The 16,881-nt window shown below is 39.7% G+C and carries 18 protein-coding genes; 15 read left to right on the top strand and 3 right to left on the bottom strand.

What is annotated here, in order from left to right; genetic code table 11:
• Window positions 1-36 precede the first annotated feature (36 nt).
• From AC2VNP_RS09615 to AC2VNP_RS09625, 3 genes are all read left to right on the top strand, one after another.
• Complete coding sequence (locus AC2VNP_RS09615; RefSeq protein WP_486917124.1) at window positions 37-843, top strand: DUF169 domain-containing protein; 807 nt, start codon at window positions 37-39, stop codon at window positions 841-843.
• A gap of 309 nt (window positions 844-1,152) precedes the next feature.
• Window positions 1,153-1,743 carry a hypothetical protein gene (locus AC2VNP_RS09620; protein WP_486917125.1) on the top strand — a complete coding sequence of 197 codons (591 nt, stop codon included), beginning with the start codon at window positions 1,153-1,155 and terminating at the stop codon, window positions 1,741-1,743.
• Between the two features lie 85 nt (window positions 1,744-1,828).
• The gene (locus AC2VNP_RS09625) at window positions 1,829-2,032 is read left to right on the top strand and encodes a DUF6501 family protein (RefSeq protein WP_486917126.1); all 204 of its coding nucleotides are present in this window, start codon (window positions 1,829-1,831) and stop codon (window positions 2,030-2,032) included.
• 142 nt (window positions 2,033-2,174) lie between these two features.
• Here AC2VNP_RS09625 and AC2VNP_RS09630 read toward each other — a convergent pair whose 3' ends face one another.
• Window positions 2,175-3,080: a CobW family GTP-binding protein gene (locus AC2VNP_RS09630; protein WP_486917127.1), complete on the bottom strand. Its 906-nt coding sequence runs from the start codon at window positions 3,078-3,080 to the stop codon at window positions 2,175-2,177.
• Between the two features lie 112 nt (window positions 3,081-3,192).
• Here AC2VNP_RS09630 and AC2VNP_RS09635 point away from each other — a divergent pair, with 112 nt between their 5' ends.
• On the top strand, window positions 3,193-3,318 hold the full coding sequence (locus AC2VNP_RS09635) for a hypothetical protein (RefSeq protein ID WP_486917128.1): 126 nt from the start codon (window positions 3,193-3,195) through the stop codon (window positions 3,316-3,318).
• Window positions 3,319-3,579: 261 nt separating this feature from the next.
• On the opposite strand, the gene AC2VNP_RS09640 is transcribed toward AC2VNP_RS09635, so the two are convergent.
• The gene (locus tag AC2VNP_RS09640; protein WP_486917129.1) at window positions 3,580-4,410 is read right to left on the bottom strand and encodes a site-2 protease family protein; all 831 of its coding nucleotides are present in this window, start codon (window positions 4,408-4,410) and stop codon (window positions 3,580-3,582) included.
• 131 nt (window positions 4,411-4,541) lie between these two features.
• Window positions 4,542-5,084, bottom strand: coding sequence for a YpiB family protein (locus tag AC2VNP_RS09645; RefSeq protein WP_486917130.1), 543 nt, complete (start codon window positions 5,082-5,084; stop codon window positions 4,542-4,544).
• Window positions 5,085-5,219: 135 nt separating this feature from the next.
• Between AC2VNP_RS09645 and AC2VNP_RS09650 the strand changes: the two genes are divergently transcribed.
• From AC2VNP_RS09650 to AC2VNP_RS09700, 11 genes are all read left to right on the top strand, one after another.
• Window positions 5,220-5,459, top strand: a complete 240-nt coding sequence (locus tag AC2VNP_RS09650) for a hypothetical protein (RefSeq protein ID WP_486917131.1) — start codon at window positions 5,220-5,222, stop codon at window positions 5,457-5,459.
• 236 nt (window positions 5,460-5,695) lie between these two features.
• Window positions 5,696-6,604, top strand: coding sequence for a ketopantoate reductase family protein (locus AC2VNP_RS09655; protein ID WP_486917132.1), 909 nt, complete (start codon window positions 5,696-5,698; stop codon window positions 6,602-6,604).
• Window positions 6,605-6,608: 4 nt separating this feature from the next.
• Window positions 6,609-8,276, top strand: a complete 1,668-nt coding sequence (locus AC2VNP_RS09660) for a sigma-54 interaction domain-containing protein (protein ID WP_486917133.1) — start codon at window positions 6,609-6,611, stop codon at window positions 8,274-8,276.
• 229 nt (window positions 8,277-8,505) lie between these two features.
• A complete protein-coding gene (locus tag AC2VNP_RS09665) occupies window positions 8,506-9,687 on the top strand; it encodes an acyl-CoA dehydrogenase family protein (protein WP_486917134.1) in 1,182 nt (393 codons plus the stop codon).
• A gap of 14 nt (window positions 9,688-9,701) precedes the next feature.
• Window positions 9,702-11,318, top strand: coding sequence for a long-chain-fatty-acid--CoA ligase (locus AC2VNP_RS09670; RefSeq protein ID WP_486917135.1), 1,617 nt, complete (start codon window positions 9,702-9,704; stop codon window positions 11,316-11,318).
• A gap of 90 nt (window positions 11,319-11,408) precedes the next feature.
• Window positions 11,409-12,275: a 3-hydroxyacyl-CoA dehydrogenase family protein gene (locus AC2VNP_RS09675; RefSeq protein ID WP_486917136.1), complete on the top strand. Its 867-nt coding sequence runs from the start codon at window positions 11,409-11,411 to the stop codon at window positions 12,273-12,275.
• Window positions 12,276-12,308: 33 nt separating this feature from the next.
• Window positions 12,309-13,088 carry an enoyl-CoA hydratase/isomerase family protein gene (locus AC2VNP_RS09680; RefSeq protein ID WP_486917137.1) on the top strand — a complete coding sequence of 260 codons (780 nt, stop codon included), beginning with the start codon at window positions 12,309-12,311 and terminating at the stop codon, window positions 13,086-13,088.
• 12 nt (window positions 13,089-13,100) lie between these two features.
• Complete coding sequence (locus AC2VNP_RS09685; RefSeq protein ID WP_486917138.1) at window positions 13,101-13,505, top strand: PaaI family thioesterase; 405 nt, start codon at window positions 13,101-13,103, stop codon at window positions 13,503-13,505.
• Window positions 13,506-13,658: 153 nt separating this feature from the next.
• A complete protein-coding gene (locus tag AC2VNP_RS09690; protein ID WP_486917139.1) occupies window positions 13,659-14,504 on the top strand; it encodes a 3-hydroxyacyl-CoA dehydrogenase family protein in 846 nt (281 codons plus the stop codon).
• Between the two features lie 11 nt (window positions 14,505-14,515).
• Window positions 14,516-15,667 carry an acyl-CoA dehydrogenase family protein gene (locus AC2VNP_RS09695; protein ID WP_486917140.1) on the top strand — a complete coding sequence of 384 codons (1,152 nt, stop codon included), beginning with the start codon at window positions 14,516-14,518 and terminating at the stop codon, window positions 15,665-15,667.
• Window positions 15,668-15,683: 16 nt separating this feature from the next.
• Entirely contained in the window at window positions 15,684-16,868 is a 1,185-nt protein-coding gene (locus AC2VNP_RS09700) for a thiolase family protein (RefSeq protein ID WP_486917141.1), read from the top strand.
• Window positions 16,869-16,881: the final 13 nt, after the last annotated feature.

The raw sequence follows: 16,881 nt of genomic DNA on the forward strand, positions 1-16,881 counted from the left end.
AATAATCTAACTATTATAGTTGAGGGGGAGAGTTAGATGGAGAATGCAGTAAATCACAGTGAAACGGTAGGTTTATTAGGGAAAGCGATTGATAAATTTGTAAGACCAGATACGTTTCCTTTAGGGATAAGGGTCATGAAAGAAGGCGAAGTATTGCCCGAGAAAGTAAAGCGTCCATTAAGGGATTTAGGGTCGAGGTTTAGTATTTGCCAAGCTATTACTATGTCAAGAAGGTACGGCTGGTCATTGGCAATGGGGAGTGAGGACCAGTCCTGTCCTATCGCAAAAGTAGCTTTTGCTTATGAGAATGAAGTAGATTTTTATTCTGACGGGAATCTTGCTCATGGAATGTATGCGAAGACCTGTGAAATAGGTGCAGAAACAGAAAAAGCAGTACCGAAGTTTTCAAAAGCTGAAGCAGGTACAGTAGTGATTGCACCATTAAACCGGGCGACGTTTGAACCGCAAATTGTGGTTACTTATGGAAATTCTGCTCAAGTCATGCGGATGGTTGCAGCATCATTATATACAACAGGTGGGGAGATCACTTCGCATTTTTCAGCTCGTGCCGATTGTGCAGATATTATCATTCGTACGATGCAAACTGATAAGTCGCAAGTTATTTTACCGTGCTATGGTGACCGAGTGTTTGGTCAAACGCATGATCATGAAATGGCTTTTTCTTTTCCGTATTCTAATGTATCGTCCTTTATGGAAGGGTTAGAAGGCACCCACCGAGGTGGTGTTCGTTACCCCGTTCCAACCTTCTTGCGGTATGAAAATCAATATCCAGCAACATATGAACGATTAAATGATATGTTTGATGATCCAAGTGGAAATTAAGTTTTAGTTCTAAGTTCTATGCAAGGTGGACAGTTCTTCAATGAAACCACTGAAGACAAACTAAGGAAGAACTGGAAGGGAAATGGTCTTCATATGGATAACGAACGGACACGGGTTGTATTTTAATAAGCGCAATAAAAATTCAATAAAAAAGGTTGGGGTAAATTTAAGAAAACCCAACCTTTTTTTTCCGTATTAAGGATTTAGCTCATCATGATATAGGTGTTATTTTCAGCTAAATAAATAATACTAATTTTTTGTTAAAACAAGTATAATCTTTATAAGTTGTAGGAAAAAAGGAGTGGTTTTATGGTCGCTACCAATAAACTGTTAATTTTGGTGTTTAGCTTTATATTTGTTGTGTCTGCTTGTGGCACTGGTGAATCCGTAACAGGTAGTAGTGTAGATGAAAAAGATGTTGTTGTTGAAGTAACAGCAGACGAAATGTTAAGTGATCTAAAAAATGAGTTAAAAGAAGAATTGCGTAAAGAGTTAAAAGAAGAGCTTGAAAATGAATTGCGTGAACAAATACTGGAGGAAGAATCAAAAACAGAGGCAATAGAAGAAAAGGAATCACATACAGAAATTTACAAAGAAGAGTTGGCTTGGGAAGGACAGTGGAATATTAATGATCACCCAGATGTAGGTGGATACATACATATTTATGACGAAACAGATGAAGGCTTTTACTTTGATATTCAGGTAGCCTATACTCATGTAGGTGAAATTGAAGGGGCATATGCGATTAAGAATGGTAATGTAGCAAAGTCTGTTGAAGATGAATATGGATGTGTAATGACTCTTACGCGAAACGGTAACTTTATTACATCTGAAGAAGGACCAGAATGTTATGTTTGGAGTGGAATGGCGATTGATTTAAATCGTGAATTTACAAGATAATTGTTTAAGATGATTTGCGGTTATTCTATCTTTTGCCTTTTTTTGATATGATAATGGTTAGACGTACTAAAAGGAGGTAAAAGTCATGATCCATCAAACGTGGAGTGAGAGTCAAACGATCAAAAAAGTAAAATGCGTACATACAAATGCAAAAAAATATATGGTCGACCGTGCATTAACTGCTGATAAAGTGTACGAAGTAAAAAATGAAACAGAAGAGTTTTATTTTGTTGTCGACAACACAGGTAAAGTTGGAGGCTATTACAAAGATTACTTTCAAGAAGTTTAACTATTAGAACTCATCGGAATTAATAATTGAGGGTATTTTAACTGAATTCATGTGAAAAGACTGACTCCGTCGCTCTCCTTTTCAGGCGTTATTTATGATATAACGCCAAAAAGAGGTTTGAGGTCAAGGGAGTCAGTCTTTTTTATAGTAAATCTAATGCTTCCTTTAATTCTTCTTTGTTTAATTGTGAACCGATAAACACAATTGTTGCCGGGTGGTCGGACAGATCAGGCAATAGAATGGGTTGTCCATTTGTATATTGAAAGGAATATAGTAAGTTGGACTCCATAAAGCGAATAAAGCCTTTCACCCGATAGATGGATGCCGGTAATCTAGAGATAAATTGTTCAAACCGCTCGTGATGAACAGGGGCGTTGAACGTATGGACATAAGTTTGTAATGCTAGTTTATCAATAGTTACTGAAGATTTCTCGTCTTTTTCATTTAATATAAGGCCGGTAATAATTGCTGGGTTAATGTCGGCATTAGATGTGAGTATAGCTAATGCTTTCGAGTTCAAGCCCTGAATTGAATAAAGAACAGACGCTTGATCGCTTTCTTGAAGCAGATCACTTTTATTTAATAGTAATAAATCCGCATGCTTTACTTGTTCAATGATTAGGTCTTCTACATTGGGGTCAAGTGAATGTCGCTTCAACCAAAGTGGGAGATCAACGACCGTAATGATGCCTTTCATTTGAATTTTAGCTGCGATGGATGGAGCCAAGCATGCATCAAATACTTCTAATGGGTGAGCGGCTCCTGTCGTTTCTATATATATGGCATCAAGTTCGTGTTCCTCAAGTAATTTGGCTAACTGATCCTCAAATTGATCAATAATTGTACAGCACACACATCCATCAAGTAATTCTCTTAATGGTAAATCCTCAGATACAGCAGTACTATCAATTGAAACCTTTCCAATTTCATTCATTACGACGCCGACATTTCTACCAGTTTCTTTTTCATGTTGTAATAACTTTCTCAATAGAGTGGTCTTTCCACTGCCTAAAAACCCCGAAAGGATGTAAATTTCCGTTTGTTTCATTATGACTCCTCATTCATAAAAAGTGGATTTTCATTTTATTATACACTAGCTGAGTTTAGATGTATTGAGACAAACTGTAAATCCCATAAATATACGAAGAGGGGGGATCAGCATGATAAAAGGAATTGAACTGCAAATGCTATCGTTTGTCGGGATTTCATTAGTTCAAGATTATATAACATATATTCATTTGCCAAAGATTTATTATTGGAATGTCGAGCCATTAAAAACAGAGTGAAACTCCAAAAAGTCTGCTTAATTTTTAAGGGGATTTTATGCGAAAAAATGTAGGATTGAATATTCCAGGTAATGAGCTAAGCTAAGCAGGAAGGACCATGACGTGATAATAAAAGGAGGGCGATTGTCGCTCTCCTTTTTTAGGTTGTTATATTTTATTAGCATAAATGGTTCTTGACGAGGGTGAAAATTTTAAAGTACGAAGTATAAGGGCAACTACGTCCCTGTCTGCCCCTAAGGCTCGCCAATCGGCGAGTTTTCTTTAACGTTTTCTTAGAACTTCTTGTTTTTCCAGAAAAATACGGATATTCATAAGGACACTAATAAGCAGCATGATCCATAGGGTGATTTCTATAAATGGTAGTCCAAGCTCCAGACTTATCGACCAGATGTTGTTAATAATGAATGGTGATAAAAGAAAAAAGGTTCCTACTATAAGACAAGCCTTCATACTTTTTTGTAAAAAACTTTCTTTTAAGCCTAGCTGAGTTCCAACCTCTTCAAGGATAAGTAAGACCATCCGCCCACCGTCAAGGCCAGGGATGGGGAGCAGGTTAATCATCGCATATAGTAAACTGAGAAGTGCTAAACCGAGTACAGTACTGTTCATTAATTGCGCTAAAGAAGTATATAATTCAAGTTGGCCGACCAAGTCGCGCTCTGGTGAGTAGATCGTTGAAATTTTTATAGAAGGTATAAGTAATAATAGGTGATAAATCCCTCTTATTGCTTGGACGATGCCTCCCCAAAATGCACCTGTTTGTTGAAAACTGAAGTAACCATAACATAGTACATAAAGCATTAGATTGGTTAGTGAACCTGCCAGAATATATCCTACCTTAATACTTATATTGGATCGTTGAAATTGTATGGGGTGAACCGATACTTTTCCGCTTACGGGGAACAACTGAAAAGACCACCTGCAATGATTTTTAACGGTATGATAAATAATTGGCCCACGCCCTATGTTGAAGTTAGTCACTTTTAAACCAGTGAAACGGGCAAAGCAGTAATGGCCCCATTTATGAATAAAGAGAATGAAGTAAATCGCTAAAACTAATTTCAAAAAGAGGAATACCTCATACCAGGTCACAATCTTATACCTCCTTATTTCTTCGCTGTCTCAAGAATCCTTCCTAAGGAGAGATAAAGTTACCTCTTCATTCACGAATTCTATTTCATCATATGAAGGCAAGAAAGAACTCAGACTATAATTCAGAGGACTTAATTATAGTTTTGTAGTTGCTTTGCGAGCTGTTGGAAGAGTTCTTCATCTTTCTCATCTAAAGCTTTATCGATTTGGCGTAGTAATATCTCTTTTTTATTTTCATCAAGGGATTGCCCAATCACTCGTTCGGCTTCTTTCGTGACTTTTTCGTAGTATTCATAACGCCTAATATTATCGATCATTTTGTTCTCAATCAGCTGTAAGTATCGCTGATTGTTTAATTTACCGTAAAAATGTAATAAAAGATAAACGGGTTCCGTTGGATTCGTAGTGATGTCATTGTAAGCAACAGCAACTTCTTCATATAACCGTCCCGATTGGTAGTATTTAAATCCTATTTCATCTGAGTTGATACTTGAGATAACGACGGTTCTTCGATTGGTTTTTAACTCGTCTGTGAAATGAACATGGTCTAATATATGAAAGTTTTTTATTAAAACCTCTAATAATCGTCTCGCATCCGCTTTCTTTAATCGATGGTTTTCAAGAAACCACATTAAGAAAGCTTTCTTTTCGTGTGCAGAAACCCATTTGTTCATAAAAAAACCCCTTGATAAAACTTTGATCATTTAATTTTACTCAAGAACAAAGATTTAAGACTACATGATTGTTAGATTTTATGACACGTTTATTTAGTTAACCTTCATACCATACTAGTAGTGGAGGGATGATGGATGGAAGATGAGCAAGTCGGTGATGTGTTTAAACTTTACGGTTACGGCCAATTATTTGAACAAATTCGTAGTTATATTCTACAAGAAACTATTTTGATGAGCGCAGAAGAAGAAGCGCTAGAGTCATTTTTTAGTTACTTTTCGTTTGAAGACTATGATTACTTGTCAATCAAAGAACTTAAAACGTATTTTTCACTTTTCCTATATATTAACGAGAAAAATAATAATGCGTTTATGTAGAGCGGATTGCTTTAATGCTTTAATAGAGTGGCGGTACCTGACACCTTTAAAGGTGTCAGGTACCGCTTTTTTTGTATAAGTTTTTGATGGAGGATAACTGCATAAGAAATTTCTCTTTTGTCAACTTAAAGTAAGGCAAGTGGTCAATTTAGAGTTTTTATATTCGAAAAATTCTAACTATAAACAGGGATTTTTAGGTACACTATAGAAATATAACATTAAAAAGGGGGATTTATATGAAGATAGCAGTTATAGGCGCAGGAGCTGTTGGTGGATTTGTAGGAGGTTTATTACAAAATAATGGTCATGATGTCACGTTTGTTGCTAGGGGAGCCCATTTAGAAGCCATGCAGAATTATGGGCTTACAGTAAAGCAAGATCATCAGTCAGTTACTGTAAACCAAACATTTACAAATGATCTGGCCCAGGTGCAAGGAGCTGAGCTAATTCTCTTTACCGTAAAAGCCACAGAAACAAACAAAATAGCTGAACAACTCAAACCTTATGTAAATAAAGAGGCTTACATATTGACACTTCAAAATGGTGTAAACAATGAAGAAATTCTTAGCTCTCATTTTGGCAAGGACCATGTACTGTCAGGAGCTTCTTATATATCAGCGGAAGTAGAAAGACCTGGGGTAATTAAGCAGAAGGGAGATTTTGTGTTTTTTATCGGCGACCTAAAGGGAACTAGGGAAGATAAATTAGCGGAGATCGTCAGCCATTTTAATGAAGCAGGTATTCGATCATCTCAATTGCCAAATATTATGCAAAAAAAATGGGAGAAGACACTTTGGAATGTGACCTTTAATCCGCTGTCAGCAGTTACGAAAGCAACCGTTGGTGAAATTCTCGATGATCCGCTACTTACTCAAACCGCTGAAACAGTTCTTTCCGAAATGATTGCATTATGCAGAAGTGCTGGTTTTACTGTTAAAGAGGAAGCAAAGAAACGAGTGTTCTCAGATGCGGCTCTTGTTCGTGGCCATAAAACATCTATGCTTCAAGATCTTGAAAGAGGAAAGCCGATGGAAGTTGAAGCATTATGTGGTTACTATGTAAAAAAGGCGCATAGTCTTGGAGTTGAGGTTCCCACACTAAAAGCCATTTATTCAGTACTAGCTTTCATCGATAAAGCGCGGTGATCGAATGGTATTAGAAAATCTAGAATTGATACCGCTACCAATGTTTATTACAGATGAAAAAGGCAAAATTCAAAAGTACAACCGAAAATCACAAGGAATATTACAAGACATCCAAATAGGGATTTCGTACGAACAGCTTTTTGAAATCCAGGATGAAGAAGAAAATAATATAATTTATGTTAAAAGAGGAGCTCAATATTATGTACTTCTTATTGAAAAGATAAGTCCAAAGCTGTCTATAAATGTGATCATTGATGGGACGAAATTTTACAAATTACATAAAAAATTAAAAGAGCTCGATAAAGCGAATAAAGAACTAGATGCAATCATTGAGTCTTCCTATGACGGTATTTACATTACGGATAACCAAGGGGTAACCTTAAAGACAAATTCTGCTATTGAAAGGATTACAGGAATTCCGAAGCACTATTATTTAGGGAAAAATATTCAAGATTTAATTGGGCGAGGGATATTAAAAGAGTCAGTTACAACAAAAGTACTTGAGCGAAGAGCAACTGTCAGTGTCGTTCAAAAAAACTATAATCATAAAGAAACTTTGCTTACCGGAAGCCCAATATTTAACGAGGAGGGTGAAGTAGAAAAAGTAGTCACCAATATTCGTGATTTAAGCGAGCTGAACCATCTACATTCAGAGCTTAATAAAGTTCAAAAGTTAAATGAGAAGTACAAGCGAGAACTTGAAAAGTTAAAAGCCGTCTCAATACAAAATTCCGATGTGGTCCTAAAGAGTAAAAAGATGTTAGAGCTATTTTCAATTGCTGAGCGTTTAGCAAATGTAGATGCCACAGTACTTGTACTTGGAGAAACAGGGGTTGGAAAAGATGTATTTGCTAGACATTTATACCGAGTAAGTGAACGTTTTGACAAAGGAAAATTTGTAAAGATTAACTGTGGAGCGATACCTAAGGATCTGTTGGAGTCGGAACTTTTTGGTTATGAAGGCGGCGCTTTTTCCGGCGCAAGTAAAGCAGGAAAAATAGGGATGTTTGAGTTGGCTCACGATGGAATTTTATTTTTAGATGAAGTTGGAGAACTACCGCTAGATCTCCAGGTGAAGCTGCTCCGGGTTCTACAAGAAAAAGAAATTCAACGCATTGGTGGCACGAAGACAAAGAAGATTGACGTCCGGGTCATTGCAGCTACTAATCGAGACTTAAGGGAAATGGTAAAAGAGGGGAAGTTCCGTGAGGATTTATATTACCGTTTACATGTTGTGCCAGTTTTAATTCCGCCTTTGCGTGAACGAAAGGATGATATTTTACCTTTAGTACAACATTTTATTGATCAATGCAACAGCAAGTATAAAATCTCTAAAACGATTGACCCTGGTCTAAGAGAATATTTCTATCTTTATGAGTGGCCGGGGAATGTCAGAGAGCTTGCTAATCTAGTAGAACGCTTGATGCTCACAATTCCAGCTAAAACGTTAACTTTCGAAGATTTACCGGAAGAATACCGTGAAAAAAAAGAACGAAACAAATCAACTGAAATTCAATCCTTGACAGAGGCAGTTGAAGAGGCAGAACGAAAAATCCTACAGCAAGCTGTTCAAAAGTGGGGAACGACGTATGAGATTGCAAATCAGTTAGGTTCCAGCCAAGCGACGATTGTCCGTAAATTACAAAAATATCAGCTATCCACCCACAAATAACCGAGGTGACATAGATAATTAATAGCCGGCTCTTTTTAAAGAGACTGGCTATTTTTATAGACCTTTAACCAATTCATATTTGAATTACTCAATTCAAATATGAATTGGTTAATTTGCTATATCTTCGACTATATTAATTCAATAATGAATTTCTATTAAAATCCAAATATCTGAAAGTGCTTTAAAATAAACCTATTAAGAATTTGGCACAGTTTTTGCAATAGATAAAATGAACAAACTAAAAAGATGGGGTGGAATTATGACAACTGCATTCATTACAGATGAACTGCTACAAATGAAAACAATGATTAGAAGTTTTGTAGAAAACGAGGTAGAACCATACGCCCAAATCATTGAAGATGAAGATCGAATTCCAGAACACTTAATTGACAAAGCGAAAGAATTAGGGCTTTTCGGTATGAGTATTCCAGAAGAGTATGGTGGAATTGGCTTGAACATGACAGGAAAAGCGGTAGTCCTTGAGCAATTGGGCCGTACACACAATGGTTATGTATCGCTAATTAGTGCACATACAGGAATTGGAAGCACAGGGCTTGTCAAGCTTGCGAATGAACAGTTAAAACGCAAATACCTACCAGCGATGGCTGCTGGAGAGAAAATAGCCGCATTTGCTCTATCTGAACCAGGAGCCGGATCGGATGCTACGAACTTATCAACAAAAGCTCATAAAGTCGGTGACAAATGGATCTTAAATGGAATGAAGCATTTTATTACCAATGGTCCGGTAGCTGATGTGTTCACTGTATTTGCTGTAACCGATAAGGAAAAAGGAGCCAAAGGCGGCATCACAGCATTCTTGGTAGAAAAAGACTTTCCTGGTTTCATCCGTGGAAAAGAAGATAAGAAAATGGGCTTGCGCGGTTCTTATACATGCCAAATCATTTTTGAGGATTGTGAAGTACCAGAGGAGAATGTAATTGGTGAAGTGGGCATGGGCTATATGTCAGCACTCAAAATTTTAGGCGAAGGTCGAGTTGGTTTAGCTGCTCGTTCCGTAGGTTCTTGTGACAAATTAATTGAACTTTCTGCCCGTTACGCGAAGGAACGTGTTCAATTCGGGAAACCAATTGCAAGCAATCAAGGGATTCAGTGGATGATTGCAGATATGGCTACAGAAACAGAAGCAGCGAGAGTTCTAACCTTAAAAACCGCTAGTTTAATAGATGAAGGAAAAAAAGCAATAAAAGAAGCGTCGATGGCGAAAATGTTTGCAACCGAAGTATTTAACCGTGTTGCAGACAAAGCGGTACAAATCCACGGCGGAATGGGCTATATTGCAGAATACCCCGTGGAACGTTTTTACCGAGATGCGAGAATTACAAAAATTTATGAAGGAACTAATGAAATTCAGCGTATTGTCGTGGCACGTCATGTCCTCGATGAAAATTAAAAGGAGGGGAAAGCTTGAGTAGACCTTGGTATAAATTTTACCCAGAGCGAGTCCCGACAGAAATTGATATTCCTTCGATGGATATCTTTCAAATATTAGACCGTACTGAGAAAGATTATCCAGATCAAATCGCGGTCATAGATGAGGAACAGCAATGGACGTATGCGGAACTAAAATCGAAGGTGGAGCGTCTGGCAACGGCACTTCACCAGCTCGGTTTTCAACAGGGCGACCGCATGGCCGTCATGTTTCCGAACTCGGCTGAGTACATGCTCGCGTATTTTGCAACCCAGCGCCTTGGCGGTGTCGTTGTTCAGGTCAACCCGATGTATCAGCTTGGGGAGCTGGAGTATATTTTAGAAAATTCTAGGGCTAGATGGTTTGTCGGTCTATACTCTCAAAAGAGAAAGCTCCAAGCTATTCCATATTGCACGGGCATGAACAAGATCTTTCATGTGAAGGAAGAGGAAGAGTTGGGCAGTCAAGAATATTCCCTTTATCAATTGGTAGAAGAAACGAGGGAAGATCCTCCGGATGTTCACATAGATCCAAAAGAAGGGATCGCAGTACTTCAATATACAGGAGGGACAACGGGAAAAAGTAAGGGTGTAATGTTAACCCATTTCAACTTAATCTCCAATGTTTATCAAAGCTATGTGTTTTCAGCTGGTGTCTATGAACGGCCAGGGGAAAGAGTACTAAGTGTGTCTCCTTTCTTTCATGTTTACGGTATGACAAGTGCGATGAACGTGGCAATTTTTGCTGCAGGTACTGTAATTTGCTTACAGCGGTTTACTGTCGAAAAAACATTAGAGCTAATGAAAAAATATCGACCGACGATTTTTCCTGGAGTGCCGACGATGTACATTGCCTTACTTCATCATCCGGATTCATCCCCGGAAATCTTACAGTCTATTAAAATTTGTAATAGTGGTTCAGCTCCGATGCCGATTGAGCTAATTAGAGAGTTTGAAGACAAAACAGGGGCAGCGATTGTTGAAGGTTACGGCTTATCGGAGTCATCACCAGTGACCCATCGGAATCCGATCTTTGGCGTGAAAAAAGCTGGTAGTATCGGTATTCCGCTTCCCAATACGGATGCTAAAATTGTTGACCAAGAAACAGGTCTCAAGGATCTTCACCCGGGGGAAGTTGGGGAACTAGTCGTTAAAGGGCCGCAGGTCATGAAAGGCTATTGGAACAATGAGGAAGAAACGTTTCAAACAGTCCGCGACGGGTGGTTATTTACAGGTGATTTAGCGATGATGGACGAAGATGGATATTTTTATATCGTTGGACGTAAAAAAGACATGATCATTGCGAGCGGTTATAATATTTATCCGGCTGAAGTCGAGGATATTTTATATCAGCATCATGCCATTGCCGAGGTGTGTGTGTTTGGAGTTCCGAACTCGTACCGCGGAGAAACCGTGAAAGCGGTCATCGTATTGAAGCAAGGTCATCAGCTTACTGAGGAAGAATTGATAGACTGGTGTTCTGCGAAGATGGCTAAATATAAAGTTCCAAAAGCCGTGAGCTTTAGAACCGAGCTTCCGAAAACAACGGTGGGTAAAATTTTGAGAAGAAAGCTTGTGGAAGAAGAAATTGAAAAAACAGCGAATAATGGGTAAATAATTGATGTAAAACACAGTCTTGTATCCGCTTGAATAGTGGCAGCCAAGAAATTGTGTTATTGCTAGAACGATAGAAGAGGTGAAACGATGAATATTGAAGAACTAAAAAAGATCAGCGTCATTGGTTCGGGTGCGATGGGTTCGCAAATAGCGATGGTTTGTGTATTGGCTGGCTATGAGGTTGTTTTACAGGATATAAACGAAGTAAGTCTTGATACAGCTAAACAGTCACTCGAAGGTCATATGAAACGTCGGATTGAAAAAGGAAGATTAACAGAGGGCAAAGTTCAAGAAGCATTCAACCGTTTAGCCTTTGTCTCTGACTTAAAAGAAGCGGTCCAAGACACAGATTATGTGATCGAGGCCATCGTGGAAAAAATAGATATTAAACGTGAGCTGTTTAAGCAGCTAGATGAATTGACTCCTGCTCATACGATTTTAGCAACAAATAGCTCGACAATCGTTAGCTCGAAAGTAGCTGATGCAACGAATCGTCCAGAAAAAGTGTGTAATATGCACTTCTTTAATCCAGCATTAGTAATGGAGCTCGTTGAAGTGGTTCAAGGACCACACACATCTGAGGAAACGGCGAAAGTCACTTATGATTTATCAAAAAGTTTAGGCAAGACACCGATTTGGTTAAAAAAAGAGATTTCTGGTTTTGTCGCAAACCGTATTCTCGGAAAACTGATGAACGAAGCGATTTTCCTATTAGAAAATGATATAGCAACCTTTGAAGAAATTGACCTCGCCTGTACAAAAGCGTTAAATCATCCAATTGGTCCATTCAAGCTCATTGATCTCACCGGATTGGATGTTCACTATAATGTTCGGATGCAGCGCTATAACGAGAGCGGAGATGAAGAGGATAAACCTTCACACACGGTCACGGAACGAGTGGATCGGGGCGAGCTCGGAAGAAAAACAGGCAAAGGGTTTTATTCGTATCAATAATTTTCTGAATACTCAGAAGAATGGGGGTGCAACATGGAGTATCAAAATATTTATGTGGAAGCAAAAGATCAGCTTGCTTATATCGTCATTAATCGACCCGAAGTTCGTAATGCTTTAAACAAGCAAACGTTGGAGGAAATAGTGTATGCTATGCAAACTCTGCAACAGGATGAGCAAATCGGATGTGTTGTATTTACTGGGAGTGGTGAGAGGTCGTTTGCTGCAGGCGCTGACATTGCCCAGTTAAAAGAAAAGACAACGGTTGATGCGCTTCGTTCAGATGGGATGCAACAAGTCTATGATTATATTGAAAGTTACGAGAAGCCAACGATTGCCATGATTAACGGCTTTGCTCTTGGAGGGGGCTGTGAACTGGCGATGGCGTGTGATATTCGCATTGCCTCTACGAACGCCAAGCTTGGTCTCCCGGAACTCAATCTTTCCATTATCCCTGGAGCGGGTGGAACACAGCGTCTAGCAAGAATTGTCGGTAAAGGAAAAGCGTTAGAAATGATCTTAACAGGAAAAATTGTGAGTGCTGAACAAGCGGAACGGTTCGGACTCGTAAGTGAAGTCGTTGCTCCTGGCGAGTTGCAGGCTAAAACAGAGGAAGTTGCAAACCAAATACTAGCTAAGGGACCGCTTGCTGTTAAACTAGCAAAGCTAGCCATTAACATGGGTAGTGAAACCGACCTGAAAACAGGACTAATGATAGAGAAATTAGCTCAAGCAATCCTTTTTGCTTCAGAAGATAAACGGGAAGGGACGGCTGCGTTTCTGGAAAAAAGAAAACCAAGTTTTACAGGAAGATAGGAGGGGCTCTATTTGTCGAATATCACAAACGAGTTAAGGTATACATTTGAAACGAGCCCGTTCTTTACCCACCTCGGATTTGAAATTGTCAGAAGCGATGAGGAAGAAATTTTATTAAAACTCCCGATTACTCCGGAACTTATTAATACGAATGGTACGGTTCATGGTGGGGTTTTAGCAACGATGGTTGATAATATTTTAAGCTTAGTCGTCCGGGCTGCTGCTAAAAATCCTGTCGTCACTGTGAATCTAAACATTCATTACTTAGCTCCTATTAAAGAAGGGTATCTTATGGCAAAAGGGAAGCTGTTGCAGCAGGGCTACCGGATTGTAACGGGGGAAGGGGAAATCTTTGACGACCAAGGAAATCTGCTCGTCAAAGGGTCAGGGACATTCAAAGTCAATCGTCCGAGGTAATAGAGTTTGTTTCATACAAAAATGAAGCGAAAATTCTGTAAAGGAGGATAAAACGATGACGAAAAAAGTTTTTGTTTTAGGGGAAGTCGTTCCGTTACTTACAGAAGAATTAAAAAAAGTACTCCTCTACGGGTGTAAGGGGATGTTCACGATATGAACAATATAGCTGTTATAGGGTCAGGGACGATGGGAAGAGGTATTGCGTATTCTGCCGTTGTGGCTGGGTTTCAGGTGAAGGTGCAGGATATTAATGAAGAGTCTTTAAAGGTTGCTGAAAGTTATATCACGAAGCAGTTGGAGAAAAGTGTAATCAAAGGGTGGCTGATGGAGGATCAAGCAGCTGAGGTTCAAACAAGAATTTCTTATACAACGGACCTAAAAATGGCGGCTTATGATGCCGATCTCGTGATTGAAGCGGTTCTAGAAATTATGGAACTGAAAACTAACATTTTCAAACAACTGGATGATATAGCTCCACCACATGCAATATTAGCGACCAATACTTCGACGATGAGTCCGACAGAAATTGCCGCACAAACATCGAGACCAGATCAATGTATTGCGATGCACTTTTTTAATCCGGTTCCTAAAATGAAGCTGATCGAAGTCATTTGCGGATTGGAGACGGCCGAGGAAACGATTGAAAAAGCATTTGCTGTCGGGGAGAAGATGGGGAAGGAATGTATTAAAGTGAACGAGTTTCCAGGGTTTGCTGTCAGTCGGATGAACTGCCTCATCGGTAACGAAGCGATGAACATGCTGATGGAAGGTGTTGCAGCCGCAGAGGACATTGATAAAGCGATGAAGCTTGGCTTAAATCATCCGATGGGACCTTTGGAGCTTGCCGACTTAGTTGGACTTGATACACGTCTTCGTAATATGGAGTACTTGTATCAAACATTAGGGGAAAAGTATCGCCCTTGTCCGATTCTTGTAAAATATGTAAAAGCAGGAAGGCTTGGGAGAAAAACAGGAAAAGGATTTTATGACTACACATAGGGGTGGGGAGCATGAATTTTCAACTCGATGAAGAAATTCAGTTTTTAAAAAGAAACATTCTAGATTTCGTGAAAAATGAAGTAGATCCACTAGCGATGGAAATAGAAGAAAGCGATGAGATACCAGCTAAAATTGTTGAAATGTCTAAGGAGCTCGGTCTATTTGGATTAAGTATTCCTGAAGAGTATGGCGGCCTTGGTATCGGAATGGTTGGGAAATGTGCTTTGTTCGAAGAAATTGGTAAGACCCATAACGGCTATACGACATTAATCGGTGCTCATACAGGGATTGGAACGGTTGGTATTGTGGAGATGGGTAATGAAGAACAAAAAAAGAAATACCTACCTGTGATGGCGCGTGGTGAGAAAATCGGTGCCTTTGCTTTAACGGAACCATCTGCAGGGTCACATGCAACGAACTTAAAGACAACAGCGGTTAGAAAAGGAGATAAGTTCATTTTAAACGGGTCGAAGCACTATATTACTAACGCACCGATTGCTGATGTGTTTACGGTCATGGCAGTGACTGACCCTTCGAAAGGAGCAAAAGGAATTACTTCTTTCATCGTGGAAAAAGACTTTCCAGGTTTTAAAATCGGCGCAAAGGAAAAGAAGATGGGACTAAGAGGTTCGCAGTCTGCAGAATTATTTTTCGAAGATTGTGAGGTTCCAGTTGAGAATGTGCTTGGAACGGAAGGGCAAGGATATGTGAATGCTCTGAAAATATTAGCGAATGGCAGAGCAGGCCTTGCTGCTAGAAACCTAGGCTCTTGTCAAAAGCTTTTAGATCTAACGATGGCGTTTGTTGAAGAACGTGAACAATTTGGTGTACCGATAATTGAACATCAAGCAGTCGCTCATATGGTGGCCGAAATGGCAATGGAAATAGAAGCTTTGCGCTCGTTTACATACCGTGTTGCTTGGATGGTAGATGAAGGGAAAACGGTGATAAAAGAGGCCGCTATGCTTAAATTGTATGGATCTGAAGTGTATAACCGGGTAGCGGATAAAGCAGTGCAAATACACGGGGGAATTGGTTATATTCAAGAGTATCCGATTGAACGTTACTTTAGAGACGCTCGAATTACTAGAATCTACGAAGGAACGTCTGAAATTCAGAAAAACATTATTTCTGCCCAGCTGCGTAAAGAGTATAAAAAATAAAGGAGGTTGCTAGTTTATGAGTCAAGATATCGTAATCGTAAGTGCAGCACGAACAGCGGTAGGTCGCTTTGGCGGGTCTCTTAAGGGGTTTAACTCTGGACAACTCGGGGCTGTCGTCATTAAAGAAGCGATCGAGCGAGCAAACGTAGCACCTGAGCAAATTGACGAAGTTATTTTAGGAGAAGTGAGGCAAACGACTGAATCGTCTAACGTTGCAAGAGTTGCTGCCCTAAGAGCCGGGGTACCTGACACCGCACCAGCATTTACAGTGAACCGCCTTTGTGCGTCTGGGATGCAGGCGATCACTTCAGGGATCCAGCAAATCATATCTAATCAAGCGGAGATCATTGTTGCGGGTGGAACGGAAGCGATGAGTAAAGCCCCGATCTACTTAAAGAATTCACGATTTGGAGAAGGGAATCCTGTATTAGTAGACTCCAATCTTGAGAACGGTCAGCAACCGAATGAAATTTTCGGATCCAAGCTTGGGATGGGGATTACGGCTGAAAATGTTGCAGAACTTTATGGAATTACACGTGAGCAGCAGGATCAATTTGCGCTGTTAAGTCAGCAAAAAGCGGCAGTAGCACTTGAAAAAGGTGTTTTCAAAGATGAAATTGTACCAATTGTAGTAAAGGAAAAGAAGAAAACCTTGACCTTCGACACCGACGAATTTCCAAGGCCGCAAACGACAATCGAAGACTTACAACGCCTTAAACCCGCGTTTAAAGAAAATGGTACAGTAACGGCTGGAAATGCTTGTGGCCGTAATGATGGTGCTGCGGCAGTCGTTCTGATGACTGCTGCAAAAGCAAACGCACTAGGACTGAAACCGTTAGCCAAAATCGTCGACTGGGCAACGGCTGGAGTTTCGCCAGAAGTAATGGGCATAGGACCTGTTCCAGCTATCGAAAGGCTGTTAACGCGAACTGGTAAAACGTTGGATGACATTGGGTTGATTGAATTGAATGAAGCATTTGCGGCTCAAGCGCTTGGGGTCATTCAAGAAGCTAAATTAGATATCGACAAAGTGAATGTCAACGGAGGTGCAATTGCCTTAGGTCATCCACTAGGAGCGACCGGCTGCAAAATCACGACGACGTTACTCTTTGAAATGAGAAGACGAAACGAGCAGTTTGGAATGGCTACTTTATGTATTGGCGGAGGCCAGGGAATGGCGATTATGCTTGAAAAATTGTAATCATATTTATTTA

Source organism: Alkalihalobacterium sp. TH-98 (assembly GCF_057473385.1).

What these genes read in the sequence shown, in the direction of transcription:
- AC2VNP_RS09615 (WP_486917124.1), top strand. Translation starts at nt 37, where the DNA reads ATGGAGAATGCAGTAAATCACAGTGAAACGGTAGGTTTATTAGGGAAA.
- AC2VNP_RS09620 (WP_486917125.1), top strand. Translation starts at nt 1,153, where the DNA reads ATGGTCGCTACCAATAAACTGTTAATTTTGGTGTTTAGCTTTATATTT.
- AC2VNP_RS09625 (WP_486917126.1), top strand. Translation starts at nt 1,829, where the DNA reads ATGATCCATCAAACGTGGAGTGAGAGTCAAACGATCAAAAAAGTAAAA.
- AC2VNP_RS09630 (WP_486917127.1), bottom strand. Translation starts at nt 3,080, where the DNA reads ATGAAACAAACGGAAATTTACATCCTTTCGGGGTTTTTAGGCAGTGGA.
- AC2VNP_RS09635 (WP_486917128.1), top strand. Translation starts at nt 3,193, where the DNA reads ATGATAAAAGGAATTGAACTGCAAATGCTATCGTTTGTCGGGATTTCA.
- AC2VNP_RS09645 (WP_486917130.1), bottom strand. Translation starts at nt 5,084, where the DNA reads ATGAACAAATGGGTTTCTGCACACGAAAAGAAAGCTTTCTTAATGTGG.
- AC2VNP_RS09650 (WP_486917131.1), top strand. Translation starts at nt 5,220, where the DNA reads ATGGAAGATGAGCAAGTCGGTGATGTGTTTAAACTTTACGGTTACGGC.
- AC2VNP_RS09655 (WP_486917132.1), top strand. Translation starts at nt 5,696, where the DNA reads ATGAAGATAGCAGTTATAGGCGCAGGAGCTGTTGGTGGATTTGTAGGA.
- AC2VNP_RS09660 (WP_486917133.1), top strand. Translation starts at nt 6,609, where the DNA reads ATGGTATTAGAAAATCTAGAATTGATACCGCTACCAATGTTTATTACA.
- AC2VNP_RS09665 (WP_486917134.1), top strand. Translation starts at nt 8,506, where the DNA reads ATGAACAAACTAAAAAGATGGGGTGGAATTATGACAACTGCATTCATT.
- AC2VNP_RS09675 (WP_486917136.1), top strand. Translation starts at nt 11,409, where the DNA reads ATGAATATTGAAGAACTAAAAAAGATCAGCGTCATTGGTTCGGGTGCG.
- AC2VNP_RS09680 (WP_486917137.1), top strand. Translation starts at nt 12,309, where the DNA reads ATGGAGTATCAAAATATTTATGTGGAAGCAAAAGATCAGCTTGCTTAT.
- AC2VNP_RS09690 (WP_486917139.1), top strand. Translation starts at nt 13,659, where the DNA reads ATGAACAATATAGCTGTTATAGGGTCAGGGACGATGGGAAGAGGTATT.
- AC2VNP_RS09695 (WP_486917140.1), top strand. Translation starts at nt 14,516, where the DNA reads ATGAATTTTCAACTCGATGAAGAAATTCAGTTTTTAAAAAGAAACATT.
- AC2VNP_RS09700 (WP_486917141.1), top strand. Translation starts at nt 15,684, where the DNA reads ATGAGTCAAGATATCGTAATCGTAAGTGCAGCACGAACAGCGGTAGGT.